Annotated in this window: 17 protein-coding genes and 1 pseudogene; 9 read left to right on the top strand and 9 right to left on the bottom strand. The window is 69.4% G+C overall.

All coding sequences use genetic code 11. From position 1 onward, the window contains the following. The first annotated feature begins 68 nt into the window (after positions 1-68). From AC0LPE_RS13555 to AC0LPE_RS13530, 6 genes are all read left to right on the top strand, one after another. The gene (locus tag AC0LPE_RS13555) at positions 69-3491 is read left to right on the top strand and encodes an ATP-binding protein (RefSeq protein WP_490604665.1); all 3423 of its coding nucleotides are present in this window, start codon (positions 69-71) and stop codon (positions 3489-3491) included. 112 nt (positions 3492-3603) lie between these two features. After that, positions 3604-4992, top strand: coding sequence for an FAD-binding oxidoreductase (locus tag AC0LPE_RS13550; protein ID WP_490604664.1), 1389 nt, complete (start codon positions 3604-3606; stop codon positions 4990-4992). A 47-nt stretch (positions 4993-5039) separates the two neighbouring features. Next, positions 5040-5873: a DUF5602 domain-containing protein gene (locus tag AC0LPE_RS13545; protein ID WP_071935114.1), complete on the top strand. Its 834-nt coding sequence runs from the start codon at positions 5040-5042 to the stop codon at positions 5871-5873. Positions 5874-5920: 47 nt separating this feature from the next. Further along, entirely contained in the window at positions 5921-7138 is a 1218-nt protein-coding gene (gene coaE / locus AC0LPE_RS13540; protein WP_490604663.1) for a dephospho-CoA kinase, read from the top strand. Between the two features lie 97 nt (positions 7139-7235). Next, entirely contained in the window at positions 7236-8378 is a 1143-nt protein-coding gene (locus AC0LPE_RS13535; RefSeq protein WP_060652933.1) for an LLM class flavin-dependent oxidoreductase, read from the top strand. After that, on the top strand, positions 8375-9037 hold the full coding sequence (locus AC0LPE_RS13530) for an FMN reductase (RefSeq protein WP_490604662.1): 663 nt from the start codon (positions 8375-8377) through the stop codon (positions 9035-9037). The genes AC0LPE_RS13535 and AC0LPE_RS13530 overlap by 4 nt, the downstream gene beginning before the upstream one ends. On the opposite strand, the gene AC0LPE_RS13525 is transcribed toward AC0LPE_RS13530, so the two are convergent. The 6 genes and pseudogenes from AC0LPE_RS13525 to AC0LPE_RS13500 all read right to left on the bottom strand — a co-directional run bounded on the left by AC0LPE_RS13525 (position 9025) and on the right by AC0LPE_RS13500 (position 13608). Further along, positions 9025-9225 (bottom strand): hypothetical protein, encoded by a 201-nt coding sequence (locus AC0LPE_RS13525; protein ID WP_490604661.1) that lies wholly within the window; start codon positions 9223-9225, stop codon positions 9025-9027. The two genes, AC0LPE_RS13530 and AC0LPE_RS13525, sit on opposite strands and share 13 nt — an antisense overlap. Positions 9226-9550: 325 nt before the next feature. Continuing rightward, a pseudogene (locus tag AC0LPE_RS13520) lies at positions 9551-9950 on the bottom strand (sigma-70 family RNA polymerase sigma factor); the annotation flags it as partial. Positions 9951-10120: 170 nt separating this feature from the next. Next, entirely contained in the window at positions 10121-10642 is a 522-nt protein-coding gene (locus AC0LPE_RS13515) for a DUF7373 family lipoprotein (RefSeq protein WP_490604660.1), read from the bottom strand. A 141-nt stretch (positions 10643-10783) separates the two neighbouring features. Continuing rightward, the gene (locus tag AC0LPE_RS13510) at positions 10784-10915 is read right to left on the bottom strand and encodes a putative transporter small subunit (protein WP_016692795.1); all 132 of its coding nucleotides are present in this window, start codon (positions 10913-10915) and stop codon (positions 10784-10786) included. Further along, complete coding sequence (locus AC0LPE_RS13505) at positions 10912-12627, bottom strand: sodium:solute symporter family protein (RefSeq protein ID WP_051033008.1); 1716 nt, start codon at positions 12625-12627, stop codon at positions 10912-10914. Before AC0LPE_RS13505 ends, AC0LPE_RS13510 begins: the two co-directional genes overlap by 4 nt. A 462-nt stretch (positions 12628-13089) precedes the next feature. Next, positions 13090-13608: a ribonuclease FAU-1 family protein gene (locus tag AC0LPE_RS13500; protein WP_088899269.1), complete on the bottom strand. Its 519-nt coding sequence runs from the start codon at positions 13606-13608 to the stop codon at positions 13090-13092. A gap of 69 nt (positions 13609-13677) precedes the next feature. Between AC0LPE_RS13500 and uvrB the strand changes: the two genes are divergently transcribed. The 3 genes from uvrB (at position 13678) to AC0LPE_RS13485 (ending at position 17364) form a co-directional block, all read left to right on the top strand. Further along, a complete protein-coding gene (uvrB, locus tag AC0LPE_RS13495) occupies positions 13678-15837 on the top strand; it encodes an excinuclease ABC subunit UvrB (protein ID WP_016692792.1) in 2160 nt (719 codons plus the stop codon). 45 nt (positions 15838-15882) lie between these two features. Beyond that, positions 15883-16755 (top strand): SCO6745 family protein, encoded by an 873-nt coding sequence (locus tag AC0LPE_RS13490; RefSeq protein ID WP_490604659.1) that lies wholly within the window; start codon positions 15883-15885, stop codon positions 16753-16755. A 156-nt stretch (positions 16756-16911) separates the two neighbouring features. Continuing rightward, entirely contained in the window at positions 16912-17364 is a 453-nt protein-coding gene (locus tag AC0LPE_RS13485; RefSeq protein WP_059381080.1) for a universal stress protein, read from the top strand. Positions 17365-17368: 4 nt separating this feature from the next. Here AC0LPE_RS13485 and AC0LPE_RS13480 read toward each other — a convergent pair whose 3' ends face one another. The 3 genes from AC0LPE_RS13480 to AC0LPE_RS13470 all read right to left on the bottom strand — a co-directional run bounded on the left by AC0LPE_RS13480 (position 17369) and on the right by AC0LPE_RS13470 (position 21435). After that, positions 17369-17788 (bottom strand): hypothetical protein, encoded by a 420-nt coding sequence (locus AC0LPE_RS13480; protein ID WP_088899267.1) that lies wholly within the window; start codon positions 17786-17788, stop codon positions 17369-17371. A 111-nt stretch (positions 17789-17899) separates the two neighbouring features. Then, the gene (locus AC0LPE_RS13475; RefSeq protein WP_490604658.1) at positions 17900-20218 is read right to left on the bottom strand and encodes a HelD family protein; all 2319 of its coding nucleotides are present in this window, start codon (positions 20216-20218) and stop codon (positions 17900-17902) included. Between the two features lie 173 nt (positions 20219-20391). Next, positions 20392-21435: a DoxX family protein gene (locus AC0LPE_RS13470; RefSeq protein WP_026061251.1), complete on the bottom strand. Its 1044-nt coding sequence runs from the start codon at positions 21433-21435 to the stop codon at positions 20392-20394. Positions 21436-21546 lie beyond the last annotated feature (111 nt).

Below are 21546 nucleotides of genomic sequence, written 5' to 3'. Positions count from 1 at the left end.
CCCGGCGAAAACTGTCCTTACACTGCAACGATCGCATAGTTCGGCCGGGGTCGAGGGGGGCTCACCACATGATGTACCGACTGCTCGGACCGCTGGAGGTGGTTCGGGTCGCGTCGACGAGTGACCCGGCGGGGCCCTCGTCGGAGTCGCAGGTCGATCTGGGTCCGCGCAAGCAGCGAGCGGTCTTCGCCGTCCTGCTGCTCAACCGGGGGCGGGTGGTCTCCACCGACCGGCTGATCGACGCCCTGTGGCAGGACGACGCGCCCGCCAGCGCGATGGCGAGCATCCAGGCGTACATCTCCAATCTGCGCAGGGTGCTGAGAGGGGAGAGCGGTGCGGCCTCCCCGATCGTGCGCCAACCTCCCGGCTACGTCCTCGACATCCCGGCCGAGTCGGTCGACCTGGCCCGCTTCCTCGACGACGCCGAGGCCGCCCGTCGGCACGCCGAGAACGGGGAATGGGAGCTCGCACTCGACATCGCCGACCGTGCCCTCGACTCGGTGCGGGGGCATCTCCTCGAGGACCTGCGCGACGAACACTGGGTGGAGGTCGCGGCGGCATCCTTCGACGAGGTACGTACCGAATGCCGTGAGACCCGGATCACCGCGCTGCTCGCCCTCGGTCGCCTCGCTCCCGCCCTCGTCGACGCCACCGAACTGTGCAGCGAGTTCCCGTTCCGCGACCGCACCTGCTGGCTGCGCATGCTCGCCCTGCACCGAGCGGGGCGTTCGTCGGAAGCACTCGAACAGTTCCGCGTCCACGAGACGAGACTGGACGCCGAGCTGGGGCTGCGGCCCGGCACCGAACTCACCGACCTGCAGGGCGCGATCCTCCGGCACGAACCGGGACTCGCGGCGTGGCCCCGCACCCCGGGATGGACGGGCGCGGAGGAGGTTCCGGCACCGGCCGCGCCCGCCGTCCCCGCGCCCACCCCGGCGCCGGGCCCCGGACGCATCTTCGTCGGGCGCACCTCCGAGACCGGAACCCTCGACCGCATGCTCGACGAGGTCCGCTCCGGCGCGACCCGGTGGGTCGTCCTCACCGGACCCGCCGGCATCGGCAAGACCCGCCTCGCCGAGGAATGCGACGCCAGGACCGCCGCGATCGGCGGGACCACCGTGTGGGCGCGGTGTCTCGAGGACGACGGAGCGCCCGCCTGGTGGCCGATCCGGCGCATCCTGCGCGAACTCGGCGCCGATGCCGACACCACCCTGATCCCGCCCACCGGAGTGGAATCCGACGAAGCGCGCTTCGCGGTCTACGAGCGGATTCTGGGCGTCGTCGAAACGGCCGCGGCGCAGACTCCCGTGCTCACGATCGTGCTCGACGACATCCAATGGGCCGACCCGACCTCCCTACGTTGCCTGCTGTATCTCGTGGGAGCCCTGCACAAGCGGGGCGTCTGGTTCGTGTGCACACTCCGCGACTCGGAGACGACCCCCACCGTCCAGCGCTTCGTGGACGCCGTGCTGCACGGTGAAGGCAACCGGCACATCGACGTCCCGGCGCTCGCCGAATCCGAGGTCGCCGCCCTGGCGGGACATGTGAGCGGCGCACCGCTCGACGCCGACGAGGCCCGCCTGCTCGCCGAACGGACCGGCGGTAACCCGCTGTTCGTGTCCGAATACGCACGTCTTCCCCGGGACGAACGCCTCGACGGGGGCATCCCCATGGCGGTCCGCTCGGTCCTCGCGCGGCGGCTCGCCGCGGTGGAACCCGCCGTCCTGCAGGTGCTCCGAGTGGCCGCGGTCGTCGGCGACACCATCGAGATGGACATCCTCGCCGGTGCGACCCGCCTCGATCCCGACACCCTCGCCGACTACCTCGACGACGCCGCCGACGAACGCATCATCGTCGCCGATCCCGGATTGCGGGGGTACGCCTTTGCCCACGGACTGCTCCGCGACGAGGTCCTCGCGGCGATTCCCGCCATCCGCCGCCAACGCATGCACGCACGCGTCGCGGAGGTCCTGGCGGACTCCTCCGACCCGGATCGTGCCGGCAGACGAGCCCGGCACCTCATGGCGGCACTACCGCTCGTCGACCCTCGCATCGTGTTCGACGCCTGCGTCACCGCCGCCCGCGAGGCCACCGAGAGGTGGAACTCGGAGGAGGCGGCACGCTGGTGGGACGATGCCGTCCGGGCCTTCGACCTGCTGCCCGCCGCGGAACGATCCCCGGGCGACCGCGACGATCTGCTCGTCGCGCGCGTCGAGGCACTCGCCCGGGCGGGTCGCGGCCAGACCGTACTCGATGTCGTCGACGCCGGTCTGCTCGACGCGGTCCGCGACGGCCGCACGTCGACGGCCGGGCGCCTGGCTGCAGCGCTGCTGCGCGCGGCCGGCGCGTGGCCGTGGGTGTCCTACGGTAAGGATCCGGGACCGGTCCTCGACCGCCTCGCCGCACTCGAACCGTTCGTCGCGACCGACCGCGCGGCGCATGCCCGGGTGCTCGCGGCGCTCGCCGTGGGCAGTTGCTATCACCCCGATTCGTCCGTCCCCGACGGGATGAGCCGCACCGCGCTGGAGATCGCACGCGAACTCGCCGACCCGGACGTCGTCGCCGACGCGTTGCTGGGCCGCATCCTCCTCTACTCGGGGGTCGCGACACACAGTCACGAATCCGCCCGTCTCACCGACGAACTTCTCGCGCTTCCGCACCAGCAGGCGCGGTTCGACGAGGTGATCGCCCACGCCGTCGCGAGCATGACGCAGATGAACCTCGGGGACGTCGACGCCGCCACGTTCCACGTCCGCCGGGGCATCGCCGGCTGCGACCTGCTGCGTCTGCCTGTGCTGCGCGTACAGCTGCGATGGATGGAGGCGACCCTCGCGGCGTGGCACGGCGACTTCGCCGAGACCCGGCGCCACTACGACACCGCCACACAGTTCCACCTGCAGACCGAGCTGTACACGGCGGGCAGTTCCGATCTCGCCACCAATACCCTCGAGTGGGAGTACGGCACCCTCGCCGACGCGGATCCCGGCACCGTCGAACCGGACTCCTGGAGCATCGCCATCGCCGGCGCCCGCCGGGACACCGCGGCGGTGATCCGCGACATCGAACAGTGGGTAGCCAAGGGAGCACCCTTCACCTGGACGACGCTCGGTCACCGCACACTCATCGCGCGCGTCGTCGCCGACCTCGCCCTCGTCGACTACGCCGAGATGTTCCTCGAGCTCCTCGATCCGTTCACCGATCGCATCGCGACGGTGGGACAGGTCGGGGTGATCGGCTCGGTGGCGGAGGTCTGCGCGCGCCTGCACGCACTGCTCGGACGCACCGACGACGCCGCAGTGCTGCTGGACCGGGCCGAGGACCTCGCGACCCGCACATCGAGCCCACCGACACTGCTGCGGTGCCGTCTGCTGCGCGCCCAACTGCGCCCGGTCTCGCCCGAACGCAGCCGGGACATCGTCGCGATCGCCGACGAAGCCACCCGCACCGGCATGCTCGGCCTCGCCGCCCACGCCCGCTCGATCCCCACCTGACCGGTTCTTGGCGGACACTTGGACGACGCCCCCACGTCGCCGCAAGAAGCCGCCAAGCCGGTCCCGGCACTCTTTCGTCGCACCTCATCCCGTGCGACGAAAGGAAGTGCACATGAACCTCCGGACGCCCACCGTCGGCACCGACCCACTCGACGCCCTCCGCACCGCGGTCACCGGATCGATCTCCCTGCCGGGCGAACCCGGCTACGACGCCGCGACCCCGTGGAACGTGGCGGTCCCGGTCCGTCCCCGCGCGGTGATCGCGGTCGAGAACGCCCTCGACGTCAGCGCCACCGTCCGGTTCGCGGGCGAACACGGCCTGAAGGTGGCCGTACAGCGCACCGGGCACGGCGCCGTGCCCCTCGGCGACGATGTGCTGCTCGTGCACACCGGCCGCCTCACCGAATGCCTGATCGACCCCGACACCCGCACCGCCCGTCTCGGAGCCGGCCTGGTGTGGCAGCAGGTCGTCGACGCGGCCGCACCCCACGGTCTGGCCCCGCTCGCGGGATCGTCACCCCACGTCGGCGTCGCCGGTTTCCTGACCGGCGGGGGAATCGGACCGCTGGTCCGCACCTACGGACTGTCCTCCGACCACGTGCGCGCCTTCGATCTCGTCACCGGTGACGGAGACCTGCTCCGGGTGACTCCCGAGCAGCACGCCGAACTGTTCTGGGGCCTGCGCGGTGGCAAGGCGACCCTCGGCATCGTCACCGCGGTGGAGATCGACCTCATGCCCCTGCCGCACTTCTACGGTGGGGCGCTGTATTTCGACGGCGCCGACGCGGCCACGGTGGCGCACGCCTGGCTCGACCTGTGCGCCGACCTGCCCGAGCACAGTTCGACCTCGCTGGCCTTCCTGCAACTGCCGCCGCTGCCGGGAGTCCCGGAATCGCTGGCCGGCCGCGCGACCGTGGCCGTCCGCTTCGCGAGCGTCGCCGGCGAAGCCGAGTCCGAGGCGATCCTCGGTGCGCTGCGCACGGTCGCGGCGCCGATCCTCGACGGCATCGCCACCCTGCCGTACGCGGCACTGGGAGCGGTGCACGCCGACCCGGTCGACCCGATGCCGACCCACGAACACAGTGCGCTGACCCGCGAACTGACGCACGACGCGATCGACGCGTTGCTCTCGGTGGCGGGACCGGGCTCGCACTCGCCGCAGACCATCGTCGAGGTACGGCTCCTCGGCGGAGCCCTGGCACGCGAACCGCGGCATCGCAGCGCCTTCTGCCACCGCGACGCCGCTTTCACCCTCTTCGTCATCGGTGTGCTCGCGCCACCCTCGGCAGACGCCGTCGTCGCACACACCCACGTGATCGACCGGGCGCTGGCGCCGTGGACCACGGGCACCTCGCTGCCCAACTTCACGGCCACCTCGGATCCGGACCGCATCGCGCGCACCTACGACGACGACACCGCGCACTGGCTCGGCGCCCTCGCCGACGAGCACGACACCCACGGCGTGCTGCGCGTCGGGCAGGTCGTTCGCCGGCCCCGATGAGACCGACACCTCCCGCCCCGAGCCCCTCCACTCCCACAAGGCAGGCAATGCGAACTTCTCGATCGATCACCGCACTCGCCCTCTCCACCTGCGCCGTTCTCGCCCTGACGGGTTGCGGCGACGGATCCGTCCCGACCGCCGAGGGCGCAGAGACCGCGGGACACCATCACGGTGTCACCACCCTCTACGGACCGGAAAGCGAACTGGGGGAGGGCATCTCCCGCACCTACGTCGTCGTCGATCACGAGGGTAGGCCGCGTGAGGTCGGTATCCGGATGTCCGAGTCCGTGCTCACCGGCCTTCCCGACGGCCCGGACGCCGAGATGACGATGCTCATGCTGGATCTTCCCGCCGGCGCCCCGGACACCGGTTTCGACCACGTGATGCTGGACTGGAACCCGAACGGGCACGATCCGGAGATCCTCTACGGCGCGCCCCATTTCGACATGCACTTCTACACGACGGACGCCGACCGCGAGGTGGACCCGGGCGCGCCCGATTTCGCGGAGCGCGCGGCGCGGCTCCCCGACCCCGAATACGTTCCGGAGGGGTACATCCCACCGCCCGGTCCGCCGGTCGAGAACACTGTGCCGTTCATGGGCATGCACTGGACGGACGCTGCCGACGGCGTGATCCCCGGATCCTTCGAGTTCACCGAGGTGCTGCTCAACGGGTCGTGGGACGGGGAGTTCATCTTCATCGAGCCGATGATGACGCGGGAGTGGCTGGCGGCGAAGCCGTCCCTGCGGGAGGTCGTGAAACAACCGTCGTCGTACCAACGGACCGGCTACTACCCGACGGTGTACACCGTCGACTTCGACGAACAGGCGGGCGAATATGTCGTGGCGTTGTCGGGGCTGACGATGCGCGAGGCGTCGTAGGGACCGCGAAGGTGCCCCGGCGACGCGGTGATGCGAGACTGGGCAGCGTGCTGCGAATGGGGTTGACCGGAGGAATCGGCGCGGGCAAGTCGACCGTCGCCAAGGAGCTCGTCGAACTCGGGGCGGTGATCGTCGACTCCGATGTCGTCGCCCGGGAGATCGTCGCTCCCGGCTCCGAGGGACTCGCCGAGCTCGTCGACGCCTTCGGCGAGGACATCCTGCAGCCCGACGGCACCCTCGACCGCCCGGCCCTGGCGGCGAAAGCGTTCGCCAGCGAGGATGCCCGCGCGGTTCTCAACGCCATCACCCATCCCCGGGTCGGGCGCCGTACCGCCGAGCTGGTCGCCGCTGCGCCCGACGACGCGGTGGTCGTGCAGGACATCCCGTTGCTCGTCGAGGGCGGGATGGCGCCGGCCTTCCATCTCGTCGCCGTCGTGCATGCCGACGAGACGGAGCGGATCCGGCGCCTCGTCGAACTGCGCGGCATGCCCGAGGCGGACGCCCGCGCGCGGATCGCGGCGCAGGCGACGGAGGAACAGCGGCGCGAGGTCGCCGATGTGTGGCTCGACAACACCGGTGATCAGCAGGTGCTGGTCGAGCAGGTCCGGACGCTGTGGAACGACCGTCTGGTGCCGTTCGAGAAGAATCTGCGCACCGGCACGGTGGTCGGGGTTGATCCGGTGCTCGTGCCCGCGCGCGAGGAGTGGCATCGACAGGCGCAGCGGCTCATCGCCCGGCTGGCCCTCGCAGCCGGGGGAGCGGCCGAGCGCATCGACCACGTGGGCTCCACCGCGGTGCCCGGCCTGGCCGCCGTCGACGTCATCGACCTGCAGATCACCGTCGGCGACCTCGCGGCCGCCGACGCGCTCGCACCCGCGCTGGCCGCTGCGGGCTTCCCGGGCATCGACGATGTGGTGACCGACGAACCGAAGCCGTCCTACGGTGCCGGGGGAGAGACCGACCCGGCGGTCTGGGAGATGCGGTTGCACGGCAGCGCCGATCCCGGTCGTCCGGCGCGGGTGGCGGTCCGGGTGGACGGCTGGCCCGCCCAGCAGTTCGCGTTGCTGCTGCGCGACTGGCTGTCCGCGGTCGACACCGCGAGGCGCGAGTACGCCGACCTCAAGGCCGATGCCGCCACTGAAGCGGCACAGAAGTCGGATCCTGCCGAGGCGGCCGCCGCCTACGCGGCGCTCAAGGCGCCGTGGTTCGACCGGGCGCATCATCGCGCGTGGGAGTGGGCCGAGAACACCGGCTGGTCGGCCTAGGGAGTCCGGATCCCGGGCGGAGACCCGCCCGGGAATCTTCCGGACGCTCCGTCCGTTAGAGTAGTTGACAGTTCAACTACTTGACGGAGGTTCGACCGTGCAGTTCGGCATCTTCACCATCGGCGACGTCACGCGCGACCCCACGACGGGCCGGGTCCCCACCGAACACGAGCGCATCGTCGCGATGACGAAGATCGCGCTGAAGGCCGAGGAGGTGGGCCTGGACGTCTTCGCGTCCGGCGAGCACCACAATCCACCCTTCGTCCCGTCCTCGCCGACGACGATGCTCGGCTGGATCGCCGCGAGGACCGAGAAGCTCATCCTCTCGACCGCGACCACTCTCATCACCACCAACGACCCGGTGAAGATCGCCGAGGATTTCGCGATGCTGCAGCACCTTTCCGGCGGCCGCGTCGACCTCATGATGGGGCGCGGGAACACCGGACCGGTCTACCCGTGGTTCGGCAAGGACATCCGGCAGGGCATCCCGCTGGCGATCGAGAACTACCACCTGCTGCGACGGCTCTGGCGCGAACGCGTCGTCGACTGGGAGGGCAAGTTCCGCACACCGCTGCACGGCTACACCTCCACCCCGTGGCCGCTCGACGACACCCCGCCCTTCGTCTGGCACGGCTCCATCCGTTCGCCGGAGATCGCCGAGCAGGCCGCCTTCTACGGCGACGGCTTCTTCCACAACAACATCTTCTGGAACAAGGAACACATCCAGCAGATGATCGCCCTCTACCGGCAGCGGTTCGAGCAGTACGGTCACGGCGCCGCAGACCAGGCTGTCGTCGGACTCGGCGGCCAGGTGTTCATGGCGGAGACCGAGGCCGAGGCGAAGCGGATCTTCCGTCCCTACTTCGACAACGCGCCCGTCTACGGTCACGGCCCGTCGCTCGAGGACTTCTCGACGATGACACCGCTGACCGTCGGCACACCCGAGCAGGTCGTCGAACGCACGCTCGGCTTCGCCGACTACGCCGGCGACTATCAACGTCAGCTGTTCCTCATGGATCACGCGGGTCTGCCGCTCGACGTCGTGCTCGAGCAGATCGAGATCCTCGGCCGGGAGGTCGTGCCGGTGCTGCGTACGGAATTCGAACGTCGCCGCCCCGCCCACGTGCCGTCCGACCCGCCCACGCACACCACCCTCGCCGCGCAGGGGGCCGACTCGGCGCACCGCCAGGTGATCCCGGCCCGCGTCGACCTCGTGCCCGAGGAGGCGGACGCCCGATGACCCGCCGCATCGTCGTCGTCAGCGGTGGCCTGTCCGAGCCGTCCACCACCCGTCTGCTCGCCGACCGCATCGCCGAGGCCGCTCGCGTCGCGGTCGGTGCGCGAGGCGACCACGCGGAGATCGAGGTGATCGAACTGCGCAGCCTCGCGACGGATCTCGCCACCACCTTCACCGCCGGTGTCCCCACCGCGGCGGTCGCGCGGGCCCGCGAACAACTCGCGACCGCCGACGGGCTGATCGCGGTGAGCCCGGTCTTCGCCGCCGGCTACTCGGGCCTGTTCAAGATGTTCTTCGACGCGCTCGATCCGGACACGCTCACCGGTGTGCCCACGGTGATCGCCGCGACCGCGGGCAGCGCCCGGCACTCGCTGGTCCTCGACCATGCGATGCGGCCGCTGCTGAGCTACCTGCGTGCGCTCGTCGTGCCCACCGGCGTCTTCGCCGCCACCGACGACTTCGGAGAGAGCGATGCCGCCACGGCGCTGAAGGCGCGGATCGACAGGGCTGCGGACGAACTCGCCGAACAGATCACCCGTAGCACGGGATCACCACACGTGGTCTCGGACGCCTCGCCCGCCGGACGGCCGCGCGTGTCGGGGAACGCGGTCCATACGGACGGACCGTCCTTCCGGGAACTGCTCGGTGCTCACCTGGGGTGACCCCCGACGTCGCGGTCCGGTCGGCCGTCGGCCGGTAGGTGCGCGCTGAGCAGGTCCGCGGCCAGAGCGCGCAACTCGGCCGCCGGGCCGTTCACCCGATACAGTCCGCCGACCGCCAGTGCCTCCACGATCGAGAGGTGCAGTCGATCGGCCAGCCGGTCGCTGTGGCCCGGCCGTGTACTGCGCATACGTTCCGGCGGGATAAGGGAACCAGGCCAGACCGAATACCCGGTCCCCGACCTCGGACCGCAGGAACCAGCTCGGTTCCGATGCGAGGGGTGAGGGGATCGGTGGCGATATCGAGCACCCGACACCAGACGCTCTCGGGTAGTTCGGGTATCCGGTCCATCAGGTCGAGACCCAGCGATGCCCCCGACGAGGGCAACGGATTCGGTTCGCTTCGTGTCATTGCTCATCCTTCCGGGTTTCTCCGGCCGTTCGGTGCCCTCCGTGCCGGCCGCCCCGATCGTCGTTGCCGGATCGATATGGGGCCGACCGCCGGTCGGAAGCGACTCATTCTGCGCCGAGCAGTGCCGGACTCGGCAGATCGACGAGTTGCCTACGGGCACGAATGATTCGGCTCTTCACCGTCTGCACGCCCACTCCCTGATGGGCTACGATCTCGGCGTGACCGAGTTGTGCATCTTCGCGCAACACGATAGCGACCCGAAACTGTTCGGGGAGAAGGAAAAGGGCTCGACGGACCGCATCACCGTCGACCGCGCTTCTCGGCGAGAAGTATTTCCCCGGATGCGTATTCGTCCCCGACCCGGTCGCCGGGGACCTCGCCACGTCGTCTGCGCACGACGGCGAGCGCCGCATTGCTCGCGATGCGATACAGCCACGTTCCGAATGCTGCTGTGCCACGGAACGTGTCGAGATTCCTCCACGCCGCGATCAGTGCATCCTGCAGTCAACTCGGCCTCGTTCATCGAGCCCCCTGACCACCCCGAGCAGTCACATTGTCCCGCATGCACATTCGAGGCTCTGCTCGACGGGCGGGGGAGTTACGAATATGCCGTGGTTCGACGTGGTCGACGCCGTCGGGGGTAGCGTCGACCACCCGTCGACAATACCGCGAGATCAGTTCTCGCCCAAGCCCATCTCCTCGGATCGGACGAACTTCACGTACTGGGTGGCCACCCGCTGTGACATCGTACGAAGCGAGTCGTTCTCGGGAGCTTCGATCCCCACCGGCCGCAACCCCGAGAGCTCCGCCATGTACCGCCCGTAGACCATCAGGCACACACGCGCCCGCCCCTGCGCCACATCACCCGACCAGCAGCGTGTGCCGGGGATGTTCTGCGGAACCGTCTCGTCCTCGACGAGGTCCGGATACATCTCCCGGGTCGTCTCGACGAAGTCGTCCCGCAGGAGCTCCACCTCTGCGGCACCGGCCGTGCGGTAGACGTTCGACGCGGCCTTGGCGATCCGGTCCGTTCCGGTGACCTCGAAGATCCTCTCGGTACGTGCGGGATGAGGAGAGCGCCGGCACCGCCCGCCAGGACGGCGCGCGTGGCACGAGATGTACGCATGGGTCGGCTCTCTCCTCGGCGTGCGAACACGGATCGATACGTGACGCGGATCGGAGAGCGCGGACCGCATGAATGTGCCCGCCCCGGCGGATCCGTGACGCCATTCACAACTGTTCGGGGGAACGTGCCGAACGCCATGACCTCACGAACTCGGCGCCCGGGACCGCGCGCATGCGGTCCCGGGCGCCGGAAGGAAATTCCGCGGGGAGGGTCAGATCAGATCTTCGCCGTTCCGTCGGGCCTGCAGCCACTCCTTGACGAAGCCGCGGCAGAGCGCCGCCAACACGCCGGCGACGAGTACGGGCCAGATCAGGACGTAGACGGTCAGCGCGAGCGTGCTCATCGGGTCTCCTTCTCCGGAGTGGTTGCTGCGGGGTTCTTCTCGGGCGCAGCGTCGTTCTCGGGTGCGTTGTCCTCCACCACGTCGAAGTCACCGACACGCTGCGCGATGACCTCGAAGTCGAAGTTCTCGTCGGAGTTCACGGACATCGCCCAGCACACGACCGTGCTGACCGCGTAGGCGACGAGCGAGGCGCTGAGCACGGCGTAGTCGTGGACCGAGCCGAGCGCGAAGGGTGCCACGGCCACCGCGGCGACGACACCGACGACGCGTGCGGCCCGGAGTCCGAAGAAGCCGAACGCCATCAGACCCGCGATCACGCCGACACCGACCACCGAGGCGATGTCCACCGCCCAGGCGAGCACGCCGTCCATCGGGAACCACCCGAAACGTACCGGCAGGAACGCTGCCAGGGCGACGAGCACCGACGTCGTGAACGCCTTGTTGGTGACCTTGTGCCAGTAGAAGCTCGCGATGACGGGGAAGACCAGCGCACCCCACAGCGCGCCGACGAACACGAGCAGGTCGAGGATGCTCAACCGCATGCTCGCGAACGCCACGGCAGCGGCGGTCGCGACGACCATCGTGGCGCGCCCGATGAACAGCATCCGCTTGGGATCTGCATTGCGGGTGCCGCCGGCGATGTTCTGGCCGTAGATGTCGGCCATGACGATCGACGACAGCGCCGACAGGTCGGAATCGGCCGTGGACGACAGCGCACCGATGATCATGACGAAGAACACGACGACCAGTGCCGTGGGCAGGAACGACGCCACCATCTGCGGCACGATGTTGTTGACGTCGCCGTCCATCGGGTCGACGCCCAGGTACAGCGCGAGCACGCCGAACATGCCGACGCCGATGACGGTCGCGCCGTAGCCGATCGTCGCGGTGACGAAGGTCGGCTTGATGAGATCCTCGCGCACCGCGAACAGGCGCTGCGCGATCGTCTGGTTGCCGATGGCGTACGCGAGCACGGCCGCGATGTACGGCGCGCCCTGGTTCAGAAAGGCATCGCTCGAGAAGAAGTCGCCCTGCTGGTCGGTGAGGTTCGCGGACCCGCTGTCGAACGCGTCGGGGAAGCCGGTGATGAAGAAGACCGCCGGGATGATGACGACGACCGCGCCCAGCATCGCCACGACCTGCACGAAGTCGGTCAGCACGGACGCGCGGAAGCCGGACCACAGGGTGTAGAGCAACACGCCGGCAGCGATGAAGACGACGCCCTGGACGAAGCCGAACGGCGAGATCAGCGAGATGAGCACACCGCCGGCGATGAAGTTGGACATCAGGCTGATCAGGCTGCCGACGAGGTTCGACCCGGCCAGCATGAGCTGGCTCGACCGTCCGTGTCGGGCGAACATCACCTCGGCGAGGGTGTGCGCCTTCGGTGCGACCGCGCGGATCCGCTTGCCGAAGGGGTAGATGAACAGGATCATCAGCGCGCCCCACAGCCCGTAGTGGATGGGGCCGGAGATGCCGTAGGTGTATCCGGAGGTCGCCGAGGCGTACAGCGAGGACGCCCAGATCCAGGTGGCGGTCATGCTGGCCGCCGACACCCCGAAACCGACCTTGTTGCCGGCGGTCATGTAGCCGTCGGCGTTCTCGTCCTTCTTCCCGATCCGGGCGGAGATGAGAAGCGTTCCACCATAGAAGATTACGAGCAGGACAACGATCGTCGCGGCGCTGAACTGAACGAGCTCGGTGCCGTTCACTGCGACCTCCTTCGTGTTCGCGTCACGTCCGCGGCGATCGGAGCGCAGCGGAACCCAGGGCGCGCTGTGCGCGTCCTGTCCGTCGGTTCCGCTTCGGTGTCGGTCCGATCCACCACCGGACGGTGGGCATGCGTCGAGCGCCCGATCGGCCACGGGCCGGCGGGCGCGGCATACCGCTCCAGCAGGGCACGCCCGGATCCGGGCGTGTGCCGACGAAGGGATCGGCGGCGTTCTCGTCGGCGCTCGTGGGCTGCACGGGCGCGCGCCGCCGGCGCGAGGGGTGTCCTCGGTCGGGCGATGTGCACGCGGAGGGGCGATCCGGGCCGGCCCCGATGGTCGCCTTCTCGGTGCACTGCTTCGCCGGCCGGGGCAGATTACCATGTCCTTTGCGGCAGTAACTTTTTCGCTCCTGCGCCCCCGCTGTCTGCGCAGGTGACGACACCTGCGCGGAGATCCTGCGCCTCAGCGCCAGGAGACGGGCGCACCCCGTTCCCGCAGCCACGCGTCGAGGTCGTGGCCGTGCGCGGCGATGCCGTCCACCGCCCGCAGCGCCGTGTCGATCGCCGTCTCGGCCGCGGCCGCGTCGATCATCCCGGTGGTGACCGCGACCACCAGTTCGTCGATGTCCTCGACGATCGTGTCGCGGCCGGTACGGACGATCAGGTCGAGATAGTGGTCGCGGGAGTACCAGATGTCGCCCTCGCGCCGGAACTCGCCGACGTCGACGTACCGGTCCTGGTCGCGTTCGTTGCCCGGAGTGAAATGGAAGATCGAGGCCCGCAGGCGCAGGTCCGGCAGCAGCCACGATTCGAGATAGTGGAACTGCGGGTGGTCGGACGGTCGCGCCATGTACAGGCCCCACTCCTCGACGCGGTACTCGTCGACCGCGCGCACGAAGCCCTTCGGGTCGATGTTGGTCTTCGCGGCGACGTCGAACGTCTCGGTCTTCACGGGATGCGGGGTCGCGGACACGGGATGCACGCTAGCGGGCGAACCGTGCCGCACGCAGGACCGCGATGCGTGTCGGTGGGAGCGCTTACTCTGGATTCCATGGCGTTCGCAAGTGAACATCCCGTCGTCGCACACTCCGAGTTCCGGCCGGTGGGTGAGATCGAGCGCACCGAGGCCCGCTTCGAGGTCGTCAGCGAGTACGAACCGGCCGGCGATCAGCCGGCCGCCATCGACGAGCTCGAGCGCCGGCTGAAGTCGGGGGAGAAGGACGTCGTCCTGCTCGGTGCCACCGGTACCGGCAAGTCCGCCACCACCGCGTGGCTCATCGAGCGTGTCCAGCGACCCACCCTCGTGATGGCGCCCAACAAGACCCTCGCCGCGCAGCTCGCCAACGAACTGCGAGACATGTTGCCCAACAACGCGGTCGAGTACTTCGTCTCGTACTACGACTACTACCAGCCCGAGGCGTACATCGCGCAGACCGACACCTACATCGAGAAGGACTCGTCGATCAACGACGACGTCGAGCGGCTGCGGCACTCCGCCACCTCGTCGCTGCTGTCCCGCCGCGACGTCGTGGTGGTCGCGTCCGTCTCGTGCATCTACGGTCTCGGTACCCCGCAGTCCTATCTCGACCGGTCCATCCAGCTCGAGGTCGGTGTGGAGGTGCCGCGCGACGCGCTGCTGCGCCTGCTCGTCGACGTCCAGTACGCCCGCAACGACATGGCGTTCACCCGCGGATCGTTCCGCGTCAAGGGCGACACCGTCGACATCATCCCCGCCTACGAGGAACTCGCCGTGCGGATCGAGTTCTTCGGCGACGAGATCGACGCGCTGTACTACCTGCACCCGCTCACCGGCGACGTCGTGCGCAAGGTCGACTCCCTGCGCATCTTCCCGGCGACCCACTATGTGGCCGGTCCCGAGCGCATGGAACGCGCCGTCGCGAGCATCGAGGCCGAGCTCGAGGAGCGCCTGGCCGATCTGGAGAACCGCGGCAAGCTGCTCGAGGCGCAGCGTCTGCGCATGCGCACCCAGTACGACATCGAGATGATCCGGCAGGTCGGCTTCTGCTCCGGCATCGAGAACTACTCCCGTCACATCGACGGCCGCCCCGCCGGGTCCGCGCCCGCGACGCTCATCGACTACTTCCCGGAGGACTTCCTTCTGGTCATCGACGAGTCGCACGTCACCGTGCCGCAGATCGGCGCGATGTACGAGGGCGACATGTCGCGCAAGCGCAACCTCGTCGACTTCGGCTTCCGTCTCCCGTCGGCGGTCGACAACCGACCCCTGACCTGGGAGGAGTTCGCCGCCCGCATCGGTCAGACGGTCTATCTGTCGGCGACCCCGGGTCCGTACGAGCTCGGGCAGACCGGCGGTGAGTTCGTCGAGCAGGTCATCCGCCCCACCGGCCTCGTCGACCCGCAGGTCGTCGTCAAGCCCACCAAGGGTCAGATCGACGATCTCGTGCACGAGATCCGCGAACGCGCCGAGCGCGACGAACGTGTCCTCGTCACCACGCTCACCAAGAAGATGGCCGAGGACCTCACCGACTACCTGCTCGAACTCGGTATCCGGGTGCGCTATCTGCACTCCGACATCGACACCCTGCGCCGTGTCGAACTGCTGCGACAGCTGCGTCTGGGCGAATACGACGTGCTCGTCGGCATCAACCTGCTCCGTGAGGGTCTCGACCTCCCCGAGGTGTCGCTGGTGGCGATCCTCGACGCCGACAAGGAAGGCTTCCTGCGGTCGACGACCTCGCTGATCCAGACCATCGGCCGCGCGGCCCGCAACGTCTCCGGCGAAGTGCACATGTACGCCGACAAGATCACCGACTCGATGGCGCGGGCCATCGAGGAGACCGAACGGCGTCGCGAGAAGCAGATCGCCTACAACACCGAACACGGTCTCGATCCGAAGCCGCTGCGCAAGAAGATCGCCGACATCCTCGACCAGGTCTATCAGGAGGCCGAGGACACCGAGGCCGTCGAGGTGGGCGGCTCCGGCCGCAACGCCTCGCGTGGTCGCCGAGCCCAGGGCGAGTCCGGGCGGGCCGTCAGCTCCGGTGTCGTGGAAGGTCGCGACACCTCGACGATGCCGCGCGCCGAACTCGCCGATCTCGTGCAGCAGCTCACCGATCAGATGATGCAGGCCGCCCGCGACCTGCAGTTCGAGTTGGCCGCACGGCTCCGCGACGAGATCTCCGATCTGAAGAAGGAACTGCGCGGGATGGACGCCGCGGGCCTGAAGTAGTCGCACGGCCCGGTCGGCGCCGGCGACTCGGTAGGGTCGCTTCCCATGGATCCCTCTTCGGCCGGGCGTGCTGCCCGCGCACTCGAACTGCTGCACTCGGGCGTCTACTTCGCGCCGGACGTCGCGAGCGAACTCGCCGCGCTCGGTGTCGACGGCCCGGCTGCGCAGTACTTCGGGGGACGCGCGGCGCCTCTGGGTGCCGTCGGCCCCGGGGTCGTGACCGCGACGTTCTACAGCTTCTCGCCCCGCCTGGTGGCATCGGCCGTCCCGGCCGTGTGGCAGAGCGCCGAGCCGGCCGCGATCATCGCGGCGCGGTTGCGCGGACTCGACGCTCTCCACCGGCGGGTCCTCGGGCAGGACGTGCTCGATTCTGCGGAGATGAACGAGGCCGCGGACCTCGCGACCACCGCGGCGCGGGCGATCCCCGGTCCCGACGGGCGCCCGCTCTGCGCTGCTCACGCCGACCTGCCCTGGCCCGAGGAGGCGCACCTGCGCCTGTGGCACGCCCTGACGCTGCTGCGCGAATATCGCGGCGACGGCCATGTCGCGGCGCTGCAGACCGCGGGACTGTCGGGTCTCGACGCACTCGTCACCCACACTGCGACCGGTATCGGCTTCGCCACCGATCCCGCCCGGAAGCTGCGGGGCTGGTCGCGGGACGAGTGGGCGGACGCCGAGAAGGAACTGCGCGGGCGCGGGCTGCTCGACAAGCGTGGCGAGCTCACCGGCGAAGGATTCGAGGTGCGTGAGCTCGTCGAGGATCTCACCGACGACCTGGCGGTCGCGCCGTGGAGTGCGCTCGGTGACGAGGGTGTGGAGCGTCTGCTCGACCTCGCGTTGCCGTGGCGCGATGCCTTCGTCGACGCCGAGGTGTTCCCCGCCGGCCTCTTCGGCCCGCGTTACGGTGACGCGCGGTAACATCAAACGCGATTGTGGGATGAGACCCAAACGTCCCACCCGGGCCGCCCATCCCGCTACTGTCGACGCAGCGTATGGCGGGGGAGCGTGCGTGTCCTCCGTCGACGACGGCATCGGCGGCACGCGTCGATGGACCACACACCTGATGGAGGATGAATGAGCGCCTACCGGACCATAGTCGTCGGAACCGACGGTTCCGAATCGTCGTATCGGGCCGTGGAGAAGGCAGCTGCTCTGGCCGGCGACGCCGGCGCCCAACTGGTGATCGCCTGCGCCTACTACCCGGCCGACCCCAAGGACACCGCGCAGGCCGCTGACGCGCTGCGCGACGAGGCGTACCAGGTCACCGGCTCGGCACCGACCTACGAGATCCTGCGCACCGCACGGGAGAAGGCGACCGTGGCCGGCGCCCGCAAGATCACCGAGCGCCCCATCGTCGGTGCCCCCGTCGAATCGCTCCTCACGCTCGTCGAGGAGGTCGACGCCGATCTCATCGTCATCGGCAACCGCGGCCTCAACACGCTGACCGGGCGCCTGCTCGGTTCCGTCCCGTCGGACGTCGCCCGCAAGGCCCTGTGCGACGTGCTGGTGGTGCACACCGTCCGCTGACGGATCAGCAGTACTCCTCGCGGACGGTCTCGAGGTAGCGCGCGGCGGCATCGTCCGCCGACATGCGCGACCCCGAGGCGCCCGCAGCATAGGCGGCGATCGGCCGGAGCGTGACGAGGACGTCGTGCTCCGGCACGCCCGCGCTCAACTGGTCGCACACCCCTCGCACCACCGCCAGCACCGTGTCGTCCTTGACATCGGCGACCAGTCCGGACGCGTCCAGCGCCTCCTTCACCCGCAGGAACCGCACGTCGGGCGGCGTCGACGAGGTCGGGGCGATCGACGTCGTGGACGTCGCGGCCTGCGCTTCGTCCTGGGTCGGCGTCGCCGATCCGCACGCGGCGGAGACGAGGAACCCGCTCAGCGCCGCGATCGCCGCGCACCCCGCTCGACGTATCCGGTGGTGCGCTGCCCCATAGGCCACGTGTTCGTTCCCTCCGCGGATGATCCGTCCCAGTCCCTTGCCCCGAAGGACGGTACCGTCCGGTGACCGGTCCTGGGGTCCGCTCGGCGGTGTCTGCCGAACCGTGTCGGCTCAGCAGTGTGTCGGCGCGGCGAGACCGGCCAGCACCTCCGGCAACGCCTCCGAGTGCACCACCCCGAGACGCTGGGTGGCTCGGGTCAGCGCCACGTACAGGTCGTTCATCCCGCGTGAGGAATCGGTGAGGATCTCCGCCGGTTCGACGAGCAGTACCGCGTCGAACTCGAGGCCCTTGACCTCCTTCACGGTCGCGACCGTGACCGACTCGGACGCGAGATGCTCCCACGCAGCCACGAGCCGCGCCGGAACGAGCACGGCCGTCGTGCCCGGGCCGGTCTCGGCGTCGAGCGCGGCCTGGACGGTGGTGAGCACCGCGTCCGCGTCGACGTGCTGCGCCCACGGCTCGAAACCGGACTCGCGCACCGACTGCGGCGGCACCTGGTCGGGATCGATCTCCGCGAGCACCGCGTGCGCGATCCTCATGATCTCCGCCGGGGTGCGGTAGTTGACCGTCAGTTCGGTCTTCTTCCACCGGTTCGCGACGTACGGTTCGAGGATCTGCTGCCACGAATCGGTTCCCGCCGGATCCCCGGTCTGCGCGGTGTCGCCCACCAGGGTCATCCAGCGATTCGGGATGCGGCGCATGATCGTTCGCCACGCCATCGCCGACAACTCCTGCGCCTCGTCGACGATCACGTGGCCGTACGTCCAGGTGCGATCACCGGCCGCCCGCTCCGCCGTGGTCTCGTGGCGACGGTGGTTCTGTCGTTCGGCGAGCTGAGTGGCGTCGATCAGGTCGTATGCCATGAGCAGTTCGGGATCGAGATCGTCCTCGAGATCCTGCGGTGCCGAACCGGTGAGGATGTCGAGTGCGCCCTGCGCGTCGGCGATCTGCTTGCGCCAGCGCCGCTTCGCGCGTTCACGTTCGGCGGCGTCGTCCACACCGAGCAGTTCGGCGAGCTCGTCGAGCAGGGGAGCGTCGGCGGCGCTGAAATGCCCCGGTGCATCGGGACGGTGCAGCGCGTCGATCTGCTCGTCGGTCAGCGTCGGAGCCGCCGACGCGATCCGGTCGCGGGAGGCGAGCAGATCCGAGAGCACCTGCTGCGGGGACAGTTCCGGCCACAGTGCGTCGATCGCAGCGACGATGTCGGGATCCGAACGCATCTCGGACCGGATATCGTGGATGTCCTCCCGGCTCAACAGGTTCGCGCCGCCGAGCGGATTCGATCCGATGATCCCGGCGAGCTGGTCGGCGAGGGCGTCGATGACCCCGTTCACGAAGATCGGCCGGGCAAGGTTGTGCGGTCGGCGGGACGACCGGGCGCGACCCCGCGCACGGGTCACGATCTTGCGGTCGAGGGTGAGCGCGTAGGTGTCGAAGCTCAGCGGAACGGGGGAGCGGGGCACTTCCTGCCGGTCGCGGACGGCCTTCTCGAGCACCTTCACCATGTCCAGGGAGCCCTTGAGCTCGCCGGCCACGGGACCGTCCTCGACGGTCGGCGTGACCCCCGGATACAGATCCCCGACCGTCGACAGCAGCACCCCGGTCTCACCGAGCGAGGGCAGCACCTGACCGATGTAGTCGAGGAAGCGGCTGTTCGGGCCCACGATGAGCACGCCGCTCTTCGCCAGCTGCTTTCGGTAGGTGTAGAGCAGGTAGGCCGCGCGGTGCAGCGCGACAGCGGTCTTGCCGGTGCCCGGACCGCCCTGGACGACGAGCACACTGCGATGCTCGGACCGGATGACCGCGTCCTGCTCGGCCTGGATCGTCGCCACGATGTCGTGCATCTGCCCGGTACGCGCGGCGTTCAGAGCGGCGAGCAGCGCCGATTCTCCGGCCACGCCACCGGCCGGTGGGGTGTCGGCGTGTTCGAGCGCCGCGTCGAGGTCGAGGTACTCGTCGTGCAGTGCGGTGACGGAGCGGCCGCGGCTGCGGATGTGGCGGCGCAGCACGACGCCGTCGGGAGCGGCGGGGGTCGCGAGGTAGAACGGGCGGGCCTGGGGTGCGCGCCAGTCGAGCAGCAGCGACTCGTAGTCGTTGTCCTCGTCGAGGATGCCGAGGCGGCCGATGTAGCGGGTCTCCGCGCCGCCCTCCGTCACGGGTCCGGAGGTGTCCGTCCCGTCGTCCCGCACATCGATGCGGCCGAAGCACAGACCGTGCTCGGCGGCGTCGTACTTCGCGATGTCCTCGGTGTACATGTGGGTGTACGACTCGCGTTCGCTGCGCGCCTGCGGGGTGCCTCCGGTCTCGCGCAGCACGCGGGCCAGCCGGGTCTTCGCGTAGTCGCGCAGACCGTCGAGATGCGTGTAGAGCATCGCCACGTAGGCCTGCTCGCGATCGAGCTCCGGATGGGACGCGCCATCAACCGGCACAGGGACTCCTCGGGGATAGACAGGACGAGATCGCTCGCCGCCGCAGGGGTGACGCGTCGACGAAAGTGCCCGAGAAGTCTAGTCGCCGCAGGAGGGAAACGGGCAGAAAGCCTGATCACAGCAGTGCGGGCGTGCGATTCCCTCGCACGCCCGCACCACGGTGCCGTACCGGACTACTTCTTCTTTTCGATGCTCTTCTCGAGCGCCTTCAGGTTCTTCGCGAGCTTCTTCTCCGCCTTCGTGCCCTGCTTGCGCGCGGCCTCGGCACGCAGACGGGCCTTCTCCGCGGCGACATGGGCCCGAGCGTTGAGGATCGAGGACTGCTCCTCGGCGAGCTTGGCCCACTCCGAGCTGCGATCGACCGTGGTGTCCCACAGTTTCGAGCCTCGCTTGCGGGCGACGTCGGCGAGCTCAGGGGTGCGCTCGCGCGCCAGTCCGAGCAGTTCGGTGCCGCGTTCACGGGCGCCCTCGGCGAGCTCGGGGGCGCGCTCCCGCGCGACACCGAGGATCTCGGCGCTGCGATCGCGCGCCCGTTCGGTCAGCACCGGGCCGCGGTCGCGGGCGACCTCGAGCAGTCCGCTGCCCCGCTCGCGCGCGGCCTCCGCGAGTTCCGGTGCCCGTTCCTTGGCGATCTCGAGGAAGTGACCGCCCTGCTCGCCGGCTTCCTCGGTCAGCGTCTTCACCCGCTCGGCGACTGTGTGCAGCGCTTCGGCGGTGTGGCCGTCGGAGGCATGGCCCGGGAGCGCGGCGGCCACCGACTTCTGCGCGGCACGTGCGGCGCGGCGGCCCCGCCAGCCGAGCGACGGCTTGCCCTCGGTATCCACGGCAGCGATGAGCAGACCACCCATCAGGCTCACGTTCTTGATGAGCTGGGTGCGCTGCTGGGCGCGGGCGGCGGGATCCTCGACGTTCCAGAAGTCGTGGCCCGCAACGGTTGTCGGTACGAGACTACCGATCAGGGCGAGAGCGGACAGGCGCGGTGCCTTGCCGAGTGCGAACAGGGTCCCGGCGCCGATCTGCACTGCGGCGTTGATCTGGACGAGAGTCTCGGGATTGCTGGGGAGCCGGTCGGTGATCGACGCCGGCAGGGCGTTCACAGCCTGATCGAGCCCGGGCTGCGCGGCACCTGCTTTCGGCTCGGGCTTCCGCAGGGCGTCGATACCCCCGGCGATGAAGATGGACGCGAGCATGGGCCGCGCAATTCTCCGGACGAGCATGTGGTTCCTCCCGTGGTCGGCTGTGTTTCCAAACCCTGACACAGGTACCCCGGGCGTCACGGGAATATGCGCGAAGCAGGGCCGAAGGACACGAAGCGGTATTTCGGAGCG

The sequence above is a fragment of the Rhodococcus sp. S3 genome (genome assembly GCF_058211795.1).
This window is presented reverse-complemented; position numbering and strand designations above follow the sequence as displayed.